Annotated in this window: 12 protein-coding genes; 4 read left to right on the top strand and 8 right to left on the bottom strand. The window is 71.5% G+C overall.

Features of this window, described 5'->3' with window-relative positions:
• Nucleotides 1–150: 150 nt before the first annotated feature.
• The 8 genes from ROJ8625_RS08795 to ROJ8625_RS08760 all read right to left on the bottom strand — a co-directional run bounded on the left by ROJ8625_RS08795 (nt 151) and on the right by ROJ8625_RS08760 (nt 10,053).
• Nucleotides 151–1,665, bottom strand: coding sequence for a replicative DNA helicase (locus tag ROJ8625_RS08795; protein ID WP_085791519.1), 1,515 nt, complete (start codon nt 1,663–1,665; stop codon nt 151–153).
• A 214-nt stretch (nt 1,666–1,879) separates the two neighbouring features.
• The gene (locus tag ROJ8625_RS08790) at nt 1,880–2,560 is read right to left on the bottom strand and encodes an orotate phosphoribosyltransferase (RefSeq protein ID WP_085791518.1); all 681 of its coding nucleotides are present in this window, start codon (nt 2,558–2,560) and stop codon (nt 1,880–1,882) included.
• 88 nt (nt 2,561–2,648) lie between these two features.
• A complete protein-coding gene (gene pyrC / locus ROJ8625_RS08785) occupies nt 2,649–3,689 on the bottom strand; it encodes a dihydroorotase (protein ID WP_085791517.1) in 1,041 nt (346 codons plus the stop codon).
• A gap of 138 nt (nt 3,690–3,827) precedes the next feature.
• Nucleotides 3,828–4,778: a phosphoadenosine phosphosulfate reductase gene (locus tag ROJ8625_RS08780; RefSeq protein ID WP_234984235.1), complete on the bottom strand. Its 951-nt coding sequence runs from the start codon at nt 4,776–4,778 to the stop codon at nt 3,828–3,830.
• Between the two features lie 179 nt (nt 4,779–4,957).
• On the bottom strand, nt 4,958–6,028 hold the full coding sequence (locus ROJ8625_RS08775; protein WP_085791515.1) for a glycosyltransferase family 2 protein: 1,071 nt from the start codon (nt 6,026–6,028) through the stop codon (nt 4,958–4,960).
• Nucleotides 6,029–6,036: 8 nt separating this feature from the next.
• Nucleotides 6,037–8,379 carry a glycosyltransferase family 2 protein gene (locus ROJ8625_RS08770; protein ID WP_085791514.1) on the bottom strand — a complete coding sequence of 781 codons (2,343 nt, stop codon included), beginning with the start codon at nt 8,377–8,379 and terminating at the stop codon, nt 6,037–6,039.
• Nucleotide 8,380: 1 nt separating this feature from the next.
• A complete protein-coding gene (locus tag ROJ8625_RS08765) occupies nt 8,381–9,028 on the bottom strand; it encodes a sulfotransferase (RefSeq protein WP_085791513.1) in 648 nt (215 codons plus the stop codon).
• Nucleotides 9,025–10,053, bottom strand: coding sequence for a glycosyltransferase family 2 protein (locus tag ROJ8625_RS08760; RefSeq protein ID WP_085791512.1), 1,029 nt, complete (start codon nt 10,051–10,053; stop codon nt 9,025–9,027). The genes ROJ8625_RS08765 and ROJ8625_RS08760 overlap by 4 nt, the downstream gene beginning before the upstream one ends.
• A 466-nt stretch (nt 10,054–10,519) precedes the next feature.
• On the opposite strand from ROJ8625_RS08760, the gene ROJ8625_RS08755 reads away from it, so the two are divergent.
• The 4 genes from ROJ8625_RS08755 to ROJ8625_RS08740 all read left to right on the top strand — a co-directional run bounded on the left by ROJ8625_RS08755 (nt 10,520) and on the right by ROJ8625_RS08740 (nt 16,733).
• Nucleotides 10,520–11,425: an AAA family ATPase gene (locus tag ROJ8625_RS08755; RefSeq protein ID WP_085791511.1), complete on the top strand. Its 906-nt coding sequence runs from the start codon at nt 10,520–10,522 to the stop codon at nt 11,423–11,425.
• A 93-nt stretch (nt 11,426–11,518) separates the two neighbouring features.
• Nucleotides 11,519–12,775 (top strand): vWA domain-containing protein, encoded by a 1,257-nt coding sequence (locus ROJ8625_RS08750; protein ID WP_085791510.1) that lies wholly within the window; start codon nt 11,519–11,521, stop codon nt 12,773–12,775.
• Nucleotides 12,776–12,887: 112 nt separating this feature from the next.
• Nucleotides 12,888–15,134, top strand: a complete 2,247-nt coding sequence (locus ROJ8625_RS20635) for an OmpA family protein (protein WP_143535084.1) — start codon at nt 12,888–12,890, stop codon at nt 15,132–15,134.
• Between the two features lie 264 nt (nt 15,135–15,398).
• Nucleotides 15,399–16,733, top strand: coding sequence for an MFS transporter (locus ROJ8625_RS08740; protein ID WP_085791509.1), 1,335 nt, complete (start codon nt 15,399–15,401; stop codon nt 16,731–16,733).
• Nucleotides 16,734–16,943 lie beyond the last annotated feature (210 nt).

Genomic DNA, 16,943 nt, shown 5'->3' with positions numbered 1-16,943 from the left:
TTGTGGACAACTCGGGGGAGCGATCTTCGCGTCCATCCAATATGAGGCCGGAGCCCGGGCCGGATCGGTGCAGCCGTGTCGGGGGTCGTGTGCTGCGCGCGGTCCGGCCCGGGCTCCGGCCCCGTCGGGCCTGCTCGGGCTTCTTGTCTCTCAGAATTGCTCGACCTGCGTGTTCTGCCACGGTTTCACGAGGTTGCCGAAGCGGGTGAAGCGGCCTTCGAAGCTCAGTTCCACCGTGCCGATCGGACCGTGGCGCTGCTTGCCGATGATGACCTCTGCCTTGCCGTGCAGGCGCTCCATCCGCTCCTGCCAAGCGGCCATTTCCTCCAGCCGGTCGTCGGACGGCTTCTCGCGTTCCACGTAGTATTCCTCGCGGAACACGAACATCACGACGTCGGCGTCCTGCTCGATCGAGCCCGATTCGCGCAGGTCCGACAGTTGCGGGCGTTTGTCGTCGCGGCTCTCGACCTGCCGCGACAGCTGCGACAGCGCGATCACCGGTATGTTCAGTTCCTTGGCTATGGCCTTGAGTCCCATGGAGATTTCCGCGATCTCGTTGACCCGGCTCTCGCCCGACTTGCCCGATCCCCGGACCAGCTGAAGGTAGTCGACCATCAGAACGTCGAGCCCGTGCGTCCGCTTGAGACGCCGCGCGCGGGCGGCGAGTTGCGCGATCGGCAGGGCCGGCGTGTCGTCGATGTAGAGCGGGCACGCCTCGAGCGACTTCGCCGCCTCGACGAAGCGGCGGAACTCCTCTTCGGTCATGTCGCCGCGGCGGATCTGTTCGCTGGGCACCTCCGACGCTTCGGACAGGATCCGCGCGGCAAGCTGCTCGGCCGACATCTCGAGCGAGTAGAACCCGACGACGCCGCCCTCGACCGCGCCATCGGTGCCGTCCGGGCGCGTGCCCCTGCGGTAGGCCTTGGCGATGTTGAAGGCGATGTTCGTGGCGAGCGAGGTCTTCCCCATCGAGGGTCGCCCGGCGAGGATGAGAAGGTCGGACGGATGCAGGCCGCCGAGCTTCTTGTCCATGTCCACGAGGCCTGTGGATATTCCCGAGAGCTGCCCCTCGCGCTGGTAGGCGGCGTTGGCGACGTTCACCGCGTCCGTGACCGCCCTGAGGAAGCTGACGAAGCCCTTTTCCCCCTGGCCCTGTTCGGCCATCGTGTAGAGCGCCTGTTCCGCCTCCACGATCTGTTCGCGCGGTTCGGAGGCGACGTCGACCTTGGCCGCCTTGGCCGAGATGTCGCGCCCGAGCGAGATCAGCTCGCGCCGGACGGCGAGGTCGTAGATCATCTGGGCATAGTCGCGCACCGCGAAGGACGAAACCGCCGCACCGGCAAGGCGCACGAGGTAGGCGCCGCCGCCGAGTTCCTTCAGGCCGGGCTCTTCCTCCATGAACGCCTTGAGCGTGACGGGGGAGGCGAGCTGATTCTTGGCGATCCGCGCGGCCGCGACCTCGTAGATGCGGGCGTGCACGGGATCGTAGAAGTGGCGCGCGGCGAGGATCGAGGCGACGCGGTCGTAGACGTCGTTGTTCGTCAGGATCGCGCCGAGCAGCTGCTGTTCGGCCTCGATGGAATGCGGCAGGGCGTCGACGCTGGTGTCTGCGGAGTCCTCGGCCTGTTTTCCGCCCGTGGGATCGAACGCAGTGACCTGCGACATGATCTGCCCCCTCCCGTCGATTCCGCTGCTGTCTGCTTGGGTCGTGGAGATACCGTTAACCTCCGCGGAATGGCAAAATGTATCTTTCTGTGGATACCTTTGTATAACCGATATTTGGTACAATAATACCTATATCTGGCGCCCGAGCGCGAAAAGGAACCTACATGCAGACCTGATTCGTGCGCTGCTTGACGTCGCGGCAGCTTATTTCTGCTCAGCCGTGTGCGCGGGCGGCCTGCCAAGCGCGCGGGTCATTCAGGAAGCGTTCAACCTCTGCGAGCGTGTCAGGGGCGAACGCGCCCTGGGCGTGGGCCTCGGCGAGAACGTCCCACCACGTGCAGAGGTGGTGCAGGGTGACGCCGTGGTCGCGCAGCTTTTCGATCGTCTCGGGGTAGATGCCGTAGTAGAAGATGACACCGGTATGGGCGCAGCTCGCCCCGGTTTCGCGGATCGCGTCGACGAAGGAGAGCTTGGAGCCGCCATCGGTGGTCAGGTCTTCGACGAGCAGCACGCGATCGCCTTCGGACATGACTCCTTCGATCCGGGCGTTCCGTCCGTAACCCTTTGGTTTCTTGCGAACATATGTCATCGGGAGGGCCATGCGCTCGGCCACGAGCGCGGCGAAGGGGATGCCCGCGGTCTCGCCGCCGGCGACGTTGTCGAAGGCCTCGAGACCGGCGTCGCGCATCACGGTGAGGGTGAGAAAGTCCATCAGCGTGGCGCGGATTCGCGGAAACGAGATGAGCCGCCGGCAATCGACGTAGGTGGGCGAGGGCAGGCCCGAGGCGAGCGTGAACGGGGTCTCGGCGTTGAAGTGGACGGCCCCGACCTCGAGCAGGGAGCGGGCGGTCAGGCGGGCGATCTCGTCGCGCGACGGGTAGGCGGTGGGGATCATGGTTCGTACCTTTCTTCCAATCGCGGCGATCTTTCGTACGCCGAAATTACGCTTTGCCCGCGAAATCGTACGATCCGGCGGCGCTGTCTCAGGATACCACGCGCCAGTGCACCGGCATGCCCGGATCGAACACGGTGACCCGATCGTCGCCGGCCTGGATCGCCGCCGGATACTCCACGGCGTCGCCCTTTTCGAGCGCGATCGTCCCGGTGTTGCGCGGCAGCCGGTAGAAGTCCGGTCCGTTCAGGGAGGTGAAGGCTTCCAGCCGGTCGAGGGCGCCCTCGGCCTCGAATACCTCGGCGAGAATCGACAGGGTGTTCGTCGCGGTGAAGCAGCCGGCGCAGCCGCAGGCGGTCTCCTTGGCGTGGTCGGGATGGGGCGCGCTGTCGGTGCCCAGAAAGAACCGCCCGGCGCCCGAGGTCGCAGCGGCGCGCAGCGCGAGCCGGTGGCGTTCGCGCTTGGCCACCGGCAGGCAATAGTAATGCGGCCGGATGCCGCCCACGAGCAGGTGGTTGCGGTTGATGACGAGGTGGTGCGTCGTGATCGTCGCGCCGAGATCCTCGCCGCCCTCGCGGACATAGTCGACGCCGTCGGACGTGGTCAGGTGCTCCATCACCACGCGCAGGCCGGGCACCGCGCGACGCAGCGGATCGAGAACGCGGTCGATGAACACGGCCTCGCGGTCAAAGATGTCGACCTCGGGATCGGTGACTTCGCCGTGCACGCAGAGCGGCAGGCCGATCGCGGCCATGCGTTCGAGCACCGGGCGCACGCGATCCATGTCGCGCACGCCAGAGGCGGAATTGGTGGTGGCGCCCGCCGGGTAGAGCTTGACCGCGGTCACGAGGCCGGTTTCGGCAGCGCGCGCGACATCCTCGGGGTCGGACTCTTCGGTCAGGTAGAGGGTCATCAGCGGCGTGAAATCCGCGTCCTCGGGCAGGGCGGCCCGGATGCGGTCGCGGTAGGCGGCCGCGTCGTCGGCCGTCACCACCGGGGGCACGAGGTTCGGCATGATGATGGCGCGCGCGAAGTGGCGCGCGCTTTCCGGCAGGACGGCGCGCAGCATGGCGCCGTCGCGCAGATGCAGGTGCCAGTCGTCGGGCCGGCGGAGGGTCAGGCGCGTGGTCATGCCGGCGGCGTTAGCAGAGCCGCGAGAAGCGCGCCAGAGGCCTGAGCGGCGCGCGGGTGGCCGCGTGTTCGGTGCCGCGTGTCGCGGTGCTTGCGGCGGTGAGCCGGCGCGAGCGCGGGGCGGACTGCAGGGGCGGCGCTAGAGGCCGGTCGCGCGGCGCGGTTCGGCGTTGTCGGAGGGATCGTCGCTGTCGGGGGCCCCGTCCGATGCCGTGTCGGCGGTGGCGCCCGTCGCGTCGGCAGCCTCGAGCGCCTTGAGACGCCGCCGGAAGCGCGGCGCGCGCATCCGGCCGGTCACGTTGCGGCACAGCAGGCGCACGAGGTCGAGCCGTTCGTCGGCTTCGAGCCGCGAGAGCAGGCGGCGCAGGTAGGGCACGTAGTCGCGCCGCCGGCGTGCCAGGCGCGCGAAGGTTTCGGTGTCGAGCGTGCCGTCCATCGCCGCGGCCATGAGCGGGTCGTGGATGTCGAGCCCCAGAAGGTCCGCCTGCAGCGCGTTGCCCATCGAGGGCAGGCGGAAGCGGGTCACGTTGCGGCGCGCGAAGAGCGCGGCGTGCATCGCGTCCAGCGGCTCGCGCGGGTCGTAGACGATCCACGCCGCCTGCGCCGCGTCGAGCATGTCGGGGGCAAAACCGTAGCGATCGGTGAAGGAGCGCCGGCGCATGCCGACGAAGCGGTCGTCCCATTCGGTGATGCGCGGATCGAGCGTGGCCTGCGGCTGCAGCGCAAGGACGCGTGCGCCGGGCGCGGAGACCGAGAATGCGCAGGCGGCATAGCCGCAGGGGCCGGCGCCGTAGAACAGGATCGTTTCGAACTCGTCGAAGAATCCGTCGTCGTTGAGCTGATCGAAGAAGCCGTAGACCCGCCCCTCCCGGAACCACGTGTCGCCGCGCGCGATCACGGCGAGGTGCGACCAGCCATGCGCCTCGGCCACCGCCTCGCCCAGCGGGCGGTCGTCGGGCGACAGCATGCTGATCGCCGGGTGGCTTTCGAACGTGACCAGCAGCGCGTCGCCGTCGGTTTCGAGGAAATGGGCGTGATGGTCGGGGCCGAGCGGTTCGAAGAATCCCGCCTCCTCGGCGCGGGCCTTCATCGCGGTGCGCCACTCGGGGTAGTCGGGCGTTTGCCGCGGCTCTGGCGCGCTGTCGGGATCGGGCGCGGAGTCCTGCATTTCACTCGTCCTTGCTTGCGCCCGGGATGGTCGGATGGGCGCCTTTTCGGTTGGTGAACATGGCGCCGGTTTCGGGCAAAAATGCGCCTCCGTCTTGGTATTTAGGAGGTGTCCGAACGATGCAAGCGGCGCGCGCGCAGCGCATGCGCGAGAAGCGGCGCAGCGGCTTCGCGCGAGAGGGGAATACTGGGCTGCGACATGAGCAATCGGCCGTAAAGCGCGCGCATCTCCTCGTGGTCCATCAGCGCGTCGAAGCGGGTGCGGCGCCATGCGACGGCGGCCGCGTGCAGCGCCGCGAGATCGGGGGCCGCGGCAAGCTCCGCGCGGATCGCGTCGACCCGCGGCGCGAGCGCCAGGATGCTGTCGTCGCGGACGGCGCAAAAGTTGCGCTCGGTCCAGTAATCGAGGCCGAGGCGGTCGGCGTCGTGCACCGCGCGGCCGCGATCGGACTTGAGCACGAAGCTCTCGGCGTCGCCGAGCGGGTAATGGTTGAGTTGCGCGAGGCCGAAATTCGGGCGGCCGAAATCCGAGAAGATGCGCCCGCGCCGGAACGCGGGCCCGAGGGTGCGGCCGTGCCCGTCGGCCCAGCGCGCGGCGTCGACCCGGGCGGGATCGGGGCGGCGCGGGCGGTGCACGCCCGGTTTCCGGTAGGTGCCGTCGTTGCGGTAGAGCGTCTTGAACATCGACGCGCGCCACGGCCAGTGCAGGATCTCGGGCGCGGCGGCGGTGAAGCGCCGGGGCACCGGCACGTCCTCGAACCGCGCCGCGCCGGCATTGCCGAAGAGCCGCCAGGTGAGCGTGATCGCGTCCGCGTCGGGCAGCGCGTCCAGAAGCGCGGGCAAGGTGCGGTCGCCGACATGGACGTTGACGAACTCGTCGATGTCGAGCGCAAGGATCCAGTCGGCGCCGGCGACGGCGTCGGTGCCTGCGGCATGGTTCAGCGCGGTGAACTGGATGCCCTGCGAGTCGTGCGGGCCGTCGTTGCGCACATGGGTGACGCGGCCCTGCCGGGCGAGCGCGTCGAGCATCGCGTCGGTGCCGTCGTCGCAGGCATTCGAGTACGCGAGCACGTGGCTGACGCCGCAGGCGAGGTGATGGGCGATCCAGTCGAGCAGGAACGCGCCCTCGTTGCGCACGCAGAGAATGGCGAGGATGCGCGGCGGCTCCGCCATGGGCGCTCTCAGCTCTCCATATCGAGGGCGAGCGCGTAGGCCACGCGCTCGGTCTCGGTCAGCTCGAGCGCGAGCGCCTGCTGGTAGAGCTCCTCGAACTCGGGCATCGCGTGCAGCTCGTCGGCCTTGGCGCGGTGCCAGGCGAGCCCCTCGGCATGGAGCCGCGCGAGCTCGGGGTCGGCCATGAGGCGGTCGTACTCGGCGCGCAGGCGCGGCAGGTTGCGCTTGATGGTGATGTCGCGGTTGCCCGACCAGTCCATGCGGATCCAGTAATTCAGGCCGATGGACCGGTCCACATGCAGGGCGCGCCCGCGCTGGCGCTTGATCAGAAAGCTCTCGGCCGAGCGCAGCGCGTAGTGGTTGAGCTGGATCAGGTCGTAGCCGATCGACGCCTTCGACGAGCGCCAGCCGTTGCGCGCGGCATGGCGGGTGATGTCCTCGCCCGAGCCGTTGACCCAGCGCACGCGGTCCTCGAGCGCGGGATCGAGCTTGTTCGGGCGGTGGCACGAGATCTTGGCGTAGGCGCCGATGTTGCGGAACATCGTCTTGTAGCCCCAGACCGTGTGCGGCTTGGGGCAGAAGCGCGGGGCGCAGCTGTCGAACTGATCGATCACGAAGCGGTCCTCGAGCCGGGTGACGCCGTTGTGGCCGAAGAGCCGCCACGTCATCGCGACGTTGGTGGCGTCGGGCACGCGATCGAGGAAGGCGTCGAGCGTGCCGTCGCCGCAGCGCACGTTGACGAACTCGTCCACGTCGATGTGCAGGATCCACTCGGCGTCGCGGATGACCGGCTCTTTCAGCGCGCTGTTGAGCGCGTGCTGCTGGGGCGAGTTGCCTTTCCAGTCGTCGTTGTCGCGGTGTTCGACGACGCCCAGCGCATCGAGCCGTTGCAGGATCGCGTCGGTCCCGTCGGTGCAGCCGTTGGTGTAGATCAGGAACCGGTCGACCCCGATCGCGCGGTGATAGGCGACCCACTCGACGATGTAGGGCGCCTCGTTCTTCATGCAGCCGACGATGACCCGGCCCGAAGAGCCCGCGGGCAGGGGCCGCGGCGCCCGCTCGGGAAAGGCGGCCGCCAGCTCTTCCTCGTTGACCGAGCCGAGGCGGTTGTGCGGCGCGTAAGGCGAGCCCGCGATCTTGGCCAGGTTGAGCTGCGCGAGCGGCGGCAACGCCGGATTGGACCGGTCCGGATCGGCCGTCGCGGGAGCGCGGGCGGCGGCGAGCGCGTCGTCCTCGGCCCGGTCGGCGGCCTTCATCTCGGCGATCGGCTGGGCGTTGCGATCGATCTGCGAGCGGAAGGCGGTGAGGTACTGCGTCGCGCGGAACCCGAAGAGCGGATCCGCCTCGGTCCAGTCCGGCGCGGGCGGATCGGGGTCGAGGTGACCGGCGAGCGCGGGAAAACGCGCGGCGAGCGCCGCGTTCATCTCGGCGAACCGCCCGGACACGGGCGACAGGCTGCCGGCCGCGATCGGCGGGCCCGCCACCGCCATCTGCCCGGCCATGCGCCGGCGCAGGTCGCGCGGCACGTGCAGCCCGCGGCGTGCCTGGTACGCGAGAAGCACCTCGTTGAAGCGCCGCAGCCGCGTGGTCGTGGCCGCGCCCGGTGTCTCCGGCATGCGCGCCGGATCGGCCCGTCCGAGATCCGCGTCGAGCCCCAGCGCCCCGGACAGGACGGCGGGCGCCTCTGGTCCGAAGAGGCGGTCGGGATCGAGCGGCGCGAGGGTCACCGCGCCGGTGCCGAACACCTCTTCCCACTGCGCGAGCAGCGCGGCGTAGTCGAGCCAGTGCGGCGCCCCGTCGAGCAGCGGGTGGTGCCCCAGGTAGGGCCGCCCGTCCGGCAGCGACCCGAGCGCGCCCTCCCACCACGGCGCCCCCGAGCGCGCCAGCGCCAGCTCCCGCCCGAGCGGGGTGATGCGTCCCTCGGCCACCCGGTCGGGATAGAGCCGGGCGAGGTGGCGGGCCTGCTCCTCCACGTGCGCGGTGACACGGATGTCGTCGCCCAGTCGCGACAGCAGCGTGCGCACCCGCTCCAGTTCCTCGCGGCCGGGCAGGAGCCGGCCAAGATGCGCCGAGGCGATCAGGACGGCGTCGGCGCCGCTGGCGCGGAGCGCGTCGATCTCGCCCGTGAGTTCGGCCAGAAGCCGCGCCTGCGCCCCGGCGCTGCGATACCCGCGGGCGAAGCGCAGCACGCCGGTACGCTCGGGGTCCGAGCAGCCGAGGTAGAGGCGGATCGGGTTCCAGTCGGGCAGCGCGACGCCGGCGCGGCGCAGCGGCTGGGCACAGTCCCTGGCCACCGCGCGCAGCCGCGCGATCGCGCGCTCCGAGGGGCCGATGAACAGGTGAACGCGCATCTCAGTCCCCGTCGCTCGGCGCATCCGACGCCACGGCCGCGTCCGGCGCCGGGTTGGCGTTCGCAACGCCCCACCACGGCAGGGGCCGGCCGATGAACGCCGCGATCCGCTGCGGCGCTTCGGGATCCTCGATGTCGTAGGCGAGATAGCGGTCCGAGCCCGCGAAGATCGCGTCGCAGAAGCGCTGGTGCCCGTCGACCCACCGCGCGAGCTCGGCGGTGGTGCCGCCCCAGCCCTTCGGCAGCCCCGGTACGGTGTGGCGCGGCATGCGGCGGGTGCCGAGCGAGCGCCAGCGCATCATGCTGTCGGCCGCGCTGGCCGGGTCGCGCCGCGACAGCACGAACAGGGTGTCCGGGTGCCGCGTGCGGATCGCGTCGAGCAGCGCCCAGTCGGTCTGCGGCCAGTAATTGCCGTGCGGACCGAGCGCGTTCATCTCGGTGATCGCGTCGAACCCCGACAGCCGCCGCAGCGGATCCCCATGCGCGAAATAGTCGCCGTAGAGGATCTCGCCCACGAAGACGTCGCGCAGGTCCGGATCGTCGGTCTGCGCCGGCCGGAGCTTCCAGTCGGCGGTGCGCAGCCCGGCGCTGCGCAGCGCGTGCGACAGCGTGGTCGTGCCGGTCTTGGGCAGGCCGAGATTGAGGATCATGGCCCCTCCAGCTCGGCGCGCAGCGCGGCCTCCGCCGGCGGCAGCGGGTCGGCGCGGCGCAGCGCCTCGGCCATCGCGCGGCCCGCCGGGGCCGCCATCAGCCGTGCCGCCTTGGCGCGGTGCGCGGCCACGGCCGCATCGTGCAGCCGCGCCACGTCGGGCAGCGCCTTCAGCTCGGCGATCGCCGCCTCGAGCGCCGGCAGCCGCGCCTGGATCGACCGGTCGGTCCAGGCCGCGTCGTTGCGCTCGCGCCAGTAGGTGTCGTCGAAGGCGCGGTTCTCGCGGTTGACGTCGCCGCGGTCGGTCTTGACGAGGTAGCTCTCGAGCGAGCGCAGCGCGTAGTGGTTGAGCGTCGCGTGCACGCGCGCACCCTGCGCCGGGAAGGCGCGGATGCGCCGCTTGCGCGCGTGCCGGCGGAAGGCGCGCGGCACCTTGCGGCCCGACCCGTCGGTCCAGACCAGGGAGCGGTCGGCCGGTCCGTCGGGGTCGTGGAACGGGCGGTGCGCGCCCAGGTAGCCGAAGGGGAAATCCGCGCGCACCAGGCTCTTGACCTCGATCGCGGTGTCGCCGCACCAGATGTCGGGATTGTGCGAGCGGTCGAACTGGCCGATCACCGGCGCGTCGACGAAGCGCTCCACCCCGCCATTGGCGAAGAACTGGAAGCTCACCGAGATCGCGTGCGGATCGCCGCAGGCGGCGACCAGCGACGCGATGTCGCCCGCGCCGGCGCGGATGTTGAGGAACTCGTCCACGTCGGCGATCCACAGCCAGTCGGCGCGCCGCACGATCCGGTGGCGGCGCGCGTCCTTGAGCGCCTCCATCTGATAGGCGCGCCCGCGCGCGGGGTTGGCGTGGTGCGCCACCAGCCCGGCGGCGGCGAGCGCATCGAGCAGCGTGTCGGTGCCGTCGTCGCAATCGTTGGAATAGATCAGGTGGTCGGTCACCCCGATCAGCCGGTTCCAGGCGATCCATTCCAGCAGGAACGGTCCCTCGTTCTTGACGCATGTGACGGCGGTCACGCGCATGTCGCGCCCCGCGCCCGGTCGGTCCGGCCTGTCATGCCCTGTGCCTCTTTCGGATCCGGGACGTGCGGCACCCGTCCGCCGCCCCGCCGCTGCCTCGACGCGAGGATACGGAGCGCGCGGGTGCGCCGTCAATCGCCGCGCCGGGACCCGGGCGCGGGGCGCTGCCGCCCGGCCACGGCCGCGGCGGGGCGCTTTGGTCCCGCCACGGTGGCGTGGCGCTGCCGCCCGGCCACGGCTGCGGCGTGGCGCTGCAGTCCCGCCACGGCCTCGTGGCGCTGCCGTCCCGCCACGGCTGCGGCGTGGCGCTGTGGTCCCGCCACGGTGGCGTGGCGCTGCCGTCCCGCCCCGCGCCGGCGACGTCCCCGCCCCGCGCCGGCGACGTCGTGGCCCGCGCGTGCGACCTAAGCCCACTTGACCCGTCCCGGATCGCGCGCGAGCAACGGGGACGGCCAGACGGGAGGAGCGCATGAGCGAGGTCACATCCATCGACGCGGTGCAGGCACGGCTGGGCGAGGCGGGCTATGTCTGCGGCCGGTCGCTGGCCACGGTCGTGTTTCTCGCGCTCCGGCTCGGCCGGCCGCTCTTTCTCGAGGGCGAGGCCGGCGTCGGCAAGACCGAGATCGCCAAGGCGCTGGCGCAGTCGCTGGGCCGCCGGCTGATCCGGCTGCAATGCTACGAGGGGCTCGACGCGGCCTCCGCGGTCTACGAGTGGAACTTCGCCGCGCAGATGGTGGCGATCCGCACCGCCGAGGCCGCCGGCGGCGCCGACCGCCAGGCGCTGCGCGCCGAGCTCTTCTCCGAGGACTACCTGATCGAGCGTCCGCTGCTCGAGGCGATGCGGCCCCAGCCCGGCGGCGCTCCGGTGCTCCTGATCGACGAGCTCGACCGCACCGACGAACCCTTCGAGGCGTTCCTGCTCGAGGCGCTGTCGGACTTCCAGGTGACGATCCCCGAACTCGGCCCCATCGTCGCCCCCGAACCGCCGATCGTGATCCTGACCTCGAACCGCACCCGCGAGGTGCACGACGCGCTCAAGCGGCGCTGCCTCTACCACTGGGTGGACTACCCGACCTTCGCGCGCGAGATCGAGATCCTCGCCGCGCGCGCCCCCGAGGCGTCCGAGACGCTCTCGCGCGAGGTCGTGGCCTTCGTCCAGCGCCTGCGGACCGAGGACATCTTCAAGCGCCCCGGCGTCGCCGAGACGATCGACTGGGCCAAGTGCCTGCTCGCGCTCGACGTCATGGACCTCTCGCCCGAGGTGATCTCCGACACGCTCGGCGCGATCCTAAAATACCAGGACGACATCCAGAAACTGCAGGGCTCGGAGGCCAAGCGCCTGCTCGACGAGGCCCGCCAGCGGCTCGCCTCGTGACCGGCTCCCGTCGTCCCGCGCGTCCCGTCCGCCGTCTTCTTCTTGGCGGAAATACTCCGGGGGTGCGGGGGCGGCGCCCCCGCGGAGGCTGACATGCCCGAATACGCCCCGATCGAGATCCCCGAGCACCCCAAGCTCGCGCACAACATCACCCACTTCGCCCGCGCGCTGCGCAAGGCGGGGCTGCCGGTGGGGCCGGGGCGGGTGGTCGACGCGGTGCGCGCGGTCGAGGCGGCGGGCTTCACCTCGCGCACCGACTTCTACTGGACGCTGCACGCCTGCTTCGTGTCGCGCCCCGAGCACCGCGCGGTGTTCGACCAGGTCTTCCGCCTCTACTGGCGCGATCCGCGCTATCTCGAGCACATGATGTCGATGATGCTGCCGGCGGTGCGCGGCGTGCAGGAGGAGCGTGCCGCCGACGCCGCCGAGAAGCGCGCCGCCGAGGCGCTGCTCGACGGCACCGCGCCCGATCTGCCCGAGCCGCCGGAGGGCGAGAGCGAGGACGAGCTGCCGATCGAGATCGACGCCTCGCAGACGATGTCGGCCGAGGAGAAGCTGCGCAGCCTCGACTTCGAGCAGATGTCCACCGCCGAGATCGCCGCGGCCAAGCGTATGCTGGCCACGCTGACCCTGCCGGTGAAGCCGATCGCCTCGCGCCGGGGCATGCCCGCGACGCACGGGCGGCGGCCGGACTGGCGGCGCACGATCCGCGCCTCGATGCGCACCGGCGGCGAGATCCAGACCCTCGCGCGGCAGCGTCCGCGGCTGCGCTGGCCGAACCTCGTGGTGCTGTGCGACATCTCCGGGTCGATGTCGCATTACAGCCGGATGGTGCTGCATTTCCTGCACGCCGTGGCCAACCAGAAGGGCGCCGGCTGGGCGCGGGTGCACGCCTTCACCTTCGGCACCCGGCTCACCAACATCACCCGCCATCTCGCCACGCGCGATGTCGACCAGGCGCTCAAGGCCGCCGGCGCCGAGGCGCAGGACTGGGAGGGCGGCACCCGGATCGGGGCCTGCCTGCACGCGTTCAACCGCGACTGGTCGCGGCGCGTCATGGGGCAGGGGGCGGTGGTCCTTCTGATCACCGACGGGCTCGACCGCGACGATGCCGGCGCGCTCGCCCACGAGATGGAGCGCCTGCACCTGTCGGCGCGGCGGCTGATCTGGCTCAACCCGCTGCTTCGCTGGGGGGAATTCGCGCCGAAGGCCACCGGGATCCGCGCCATGCTGCCGCATGTCGACAGCTTTCGCGCCGGCCATTCGATCCAGTCGCTGAGCGATCTGGCCGCGGCGATCTCGCGCGACGACGACGCCGGCGAGAAGGCGCGGCTCATTGACATGATGTGATCGCGATCGGCGGTGCGCCGCCGGTCGGGACGGCGCGGCGGCGGAACCCGTCCGATGCCCCCGGGCGTTACCTTTCCGATCCTGCTCTTGGCAGATTTGGAAGGATACGAACATGACGTCAGGCATCCTGAAGACCACCACCGCGCTCGCCCTCGTGCTGAGCCTGTCCGCCCCCGCCCCGATCCTCGCGCAGGATGCCGAGGGCAACGGCGCGGCGGAGACGGAAGAGGAGCTGCTGCGCCGCCAGCAGGAAGAACAGCAACAGGACGACGCGGCCGAGGCCCCCGCCGCCGAACCGGCCGAGGGCGGCACCCCGGCCGAGGGCGGTGAGGCTGCCGACGGCGGCACCCCGGCCGGTGCTTCCGACGACGCCGGGGATGCGCCTGCCGCCTCCGCACAAGAGGACGCGCCAGAGGCGCCCGCCGCCGCGGCCGAACCCGAAGCGGTCGAGGCCGCGCCCGAGGCGAGCGATGCGCCTGCCGCCGCAGCGCAGGACGCTGCGCCTGCCGAAGCAGCGCAGGACGCTGCGCCTGCCGACACGCCGGCCGCCGAGAACGCGGCGCCAGCCGAAGCGCCCGCCGAGACCGAGGCGCCGGCACAGGCCGAGGCGCCGGCAGAGCCGGAAACTCAGGCGGCCCCCGAAACCGCCGAGGACGCGCCGGCGACGCCTCAGGTCGAGACCGAGGCCGAGGGCGAGGCGGCGCCGGACGGCGCCGACCAGCTGCGCGAGGCGCTGGAACAGCAGCAGAACGAGACCGCCGAAGAGGCCGAGGCGGCCGACTCCGAAACCGGCACGCCCGACGCGCCGCTCGCGGAAGAGGCGGCTCCCGAGGCCGAAGAGGTGCCGCAGGCCGCCGAGGACGCGCCCGCGGTGACCGAGGAGGCGCCCGAGACCGCCGAGGAGGCGCCGGAGGCGACCGAGGAGGCGCCCGACACCGCCGAGGAGGCGCCGGAGGCGACCGAGGAGGCACCGGAGACCGCCGAGGAGGCGCCGGCCGAGACCGAGGAGGCCCCCGAGACGGCCGAGGACGCGCCCGAGGACGGCCGCACCGACGAGGAGTCCCTGCGCGAGGCGCTGGAAGCCGAGCAGGGCGGCGCGGATGCGGATGCGACCGCCGAGACCGAGGCCGAGACCGGCACCGAGGGCGGCGACACCGCCGAGACCCCCGGTGCGGATACCGAGGCCGAGTCGGACACCGAAACGACCGCCGAGACCGAGGGCGAGGCGCCCGAGCGCACCGAGGAGCAGGCGGCCGCCGATGCCGAGGCGATCGCCGAGGAAGATCGCGCCGCGCAGAGCGCTGCCGCGGTTCAGGGCGGTGACGGCGACGCCGAGGTGGTCGAGGAGACCGTGACCGAGGAGACCGCGCGCAGCTCCAACGAGGAATTCGCCACCGAGGTCGGCGAGGATGTCGAGCGGGCACGGCGCGATGACGACGATGACGAGGACGACGGCGAGGAGGCCGAGCGCCTGCGCTCGATCCTCGGCGGTGCCGCGCTCGGCGCGTTGGGCACCGTCGCGGTGCAGCAGTTGCTGCGCCCGAACGAACGGGTCGTGACCGACACCGGCGACCGGATCGTCGTCGAGCGTGACGGACAGTACCGCGTGCTGCGCAACGACGACGCGCTGCTGCGCCAGCCGGGCTCGAACGTCACCACCTACCGCTACGACGACGGTTCCACCCGTTCGGTCGTCATCCGCGAGGACGGCACCGAGATCGAGACGGTGCGTGCCGCCGACGGCCGCGTCCTGCGCCGCGTGCGCAACCTGCCGGGCGGCGACCAGGTGGTCCTGTTCGACGACACGCGGTCCTTCCAGGAGGTGAGCGTGAGCGAGCTGCCGCGGGTGTCGGACCAACGCCAGGTGATCGAGTACCAGCAGGACGACGAACAGGCGCTCGCGACCGCGCTGGCCAATGCCGGCGTCCAGCTCGACCGGTCGTTCTCGCTCAACCAGGTGCGCAACATCGCCGAGGTGCGCAAGCAGGTGCCCGAGATCAACGTCGACACGATCAACTTCGAGACCGGCTCGGCCGTCATCCGGCCCGAGGAGGCCGAGGCGCTGTCGGCGCTGGGCAACGCGATGCGCGACATCATCGACGAGCGCCCGGGCGAAGTCTTCCTGATCGAGGGCCACACCGACGCGACCGGCTCGGCCTCGATGAACCTCGCGCTGTCGGACCGCCGGGCGGAATCGGTGGCGCTGGCGCTCAGCGAGTACTTCGACGTGCCGACCGAGAACATGGTCGTGCAGGGCTACGGCGAATCCGACCTTCTGGTGCGGACCGAGGAGTCCGAGCGCGCAAACCGCCGGGCGGCGGTGCGCCGGATCACCCCGCTCCTGACCGCTTCGAACTGAACCGGGACCGGGGACTGGACCGGACCGGGGGAGCGCGCGGGCGACCGCGCGCTCCCTTTTTTCGTGCCGGGTTTCCGTGTCGGGGCGGCGCCGTCTGGCGCGGGGATGTGCAGCACCGCGGCACATCCCCGCGCCGCGCCCGCCGCGCCGGGGGTGCGACGGCCGGTGCGCTTGACGCACGCGCCATGACCGCCATTGTGCGGCCCTGTGGCATGGTCCGGCGGCGCGGCACGGCGTCGTCCGGCAGTGACGTGGAGGCGTGCGGTGTTTCAGGTCCTGTCCGGCGTCTGGGCGCTTCTTCTCGGCATCGTGCTCATCATGCTGGGCAACGGCATGCACTTCACGCTGATCGGTCTGCGCGGCGGGATCGAGGGCTTCTCGGCGGGCGAGCTCGCCGTCGTCACCTCCGGTTACTTCCTGGGCTTCCTGTCGGGCGCGCGGCTGACGCCGCGGATGATTCGCCGGGTGGGTCACGTGCGGGTGTTCGCGGCGCTCGGCAGCTTCATGTCGGCGGGGCTGATCTCGCTGCCGCTGCTGACCGAGCCGTGGGCGTGGACGCTCCTGCGGGTGCTGCTCGGGTTCTGCATGTCGGGCGTCTACGTCGCCGCGGAGAGCTGGCTCAACGACGCCTCGACCAACGAGACGCGCGGCAAGGTGCTGTCGGCCTACATGCTCGCGCAGACCCTGGGGATCATCGGGGCGCAGGGGCTTCTGACGCTGGGCGACGCGGCCACGTCGGTGCTGTTCATCGGGGCGTCGATTCTCGTGTCGGTGTCGTTCGCGCCGATCCTGCTGTCGGCGGGACGCACGCCGTCGGTGGAGGTGACGCGGCCGATGTCGCTCGGCCAGCTCTTCGTCAGCTCGCCCCTCGGCACGATCGGGATCTTCCTGCTGGGCAGCGTCTACGCCACGCAATCGGGCATGGGCGCCGTGTTCGGCACGCAGATCGGGATGACGGCGGACGAGATCGCGCTTTTCGTCGCGATGCTGTTCGCCGGGGCGCTCGTGCTGCAATACCCGATCGGCTGGCTGTCCGACCGGCTCGACCGGCGCAAGCTGATCTTCGGGGCGGCGGTGCTGGGCGGCGTGGCCTGCGGGCTCGGCTGGCTGACCGGCGACGCGCTCGTGCCGCTGATGGCGGCGGCGTTCCTCGCGGGGGGCGTGACGACGCCGCTCTACGCGCTGCTTCTGGCCTATACCAACGATTTCCTGTCCTCCGAGGACATGCCGGCGGCCTCGGGCGGGCTCGTGTTCACCTTCGGGCTCGGGGCGATCGCCGGGCCGCTCCTGACCGGCTACGCGATGCAGGCGGCGGGGCCGGGCGGGTTCTGGATGACGCTCGGGGCGACCTTCGCGGCGATGGCGCTTTATGCGCTCTACCGGATGACGCAGCGCATGAGCGCGCCGGCGAGCGACACCGAGAGCTATCTCGGCGTGGTGCCGACCGCGTCGCCCGTGGCGGTCGAGGCGGCCGGCGAATGGGCCGCCGACCGCGCCGAGGAAGCGGCCGAAGAGCGCGCGGCCGAGGAGGCCGAGGAGGCGGCGGCGGCGGCGGACGACGACACCGGGGCGGCCGGGGAGTCGGAGCGCGCGACCTGAGCGGCGGTCCGGTGCCGGCGCGGCGCGCCCGCGGGCGTCATCGCGACCGGGGCCGTGTGCGGGCCGTCCGGGGCCCGGCGCAGCCGGCCGAAGGCCCGGAGGTCGGGTGATGGAGGGCGACCCCGGTGAGATCGCCGGGCGCATCCCGCTTCGACGTCATACGAGAGCGCAAGGTGCGGCAGGCGCGGCAGGCGCGCGGGCCGTCCGGGG

Source organism: Roseivivax jejudonensis (genome assembly GCF_900172265.1).
Classification (GTDB): domain Bacteria; phylum Pseudomonadota; class Alphaproteobacteria; order Rhodobacterales; family Rhodobacteraceae; genus Roseivivax; species Roseivivax jejudonensis.
This window is presented reverse-complemented; position numbering and strand designations above follow the sequence as displayed.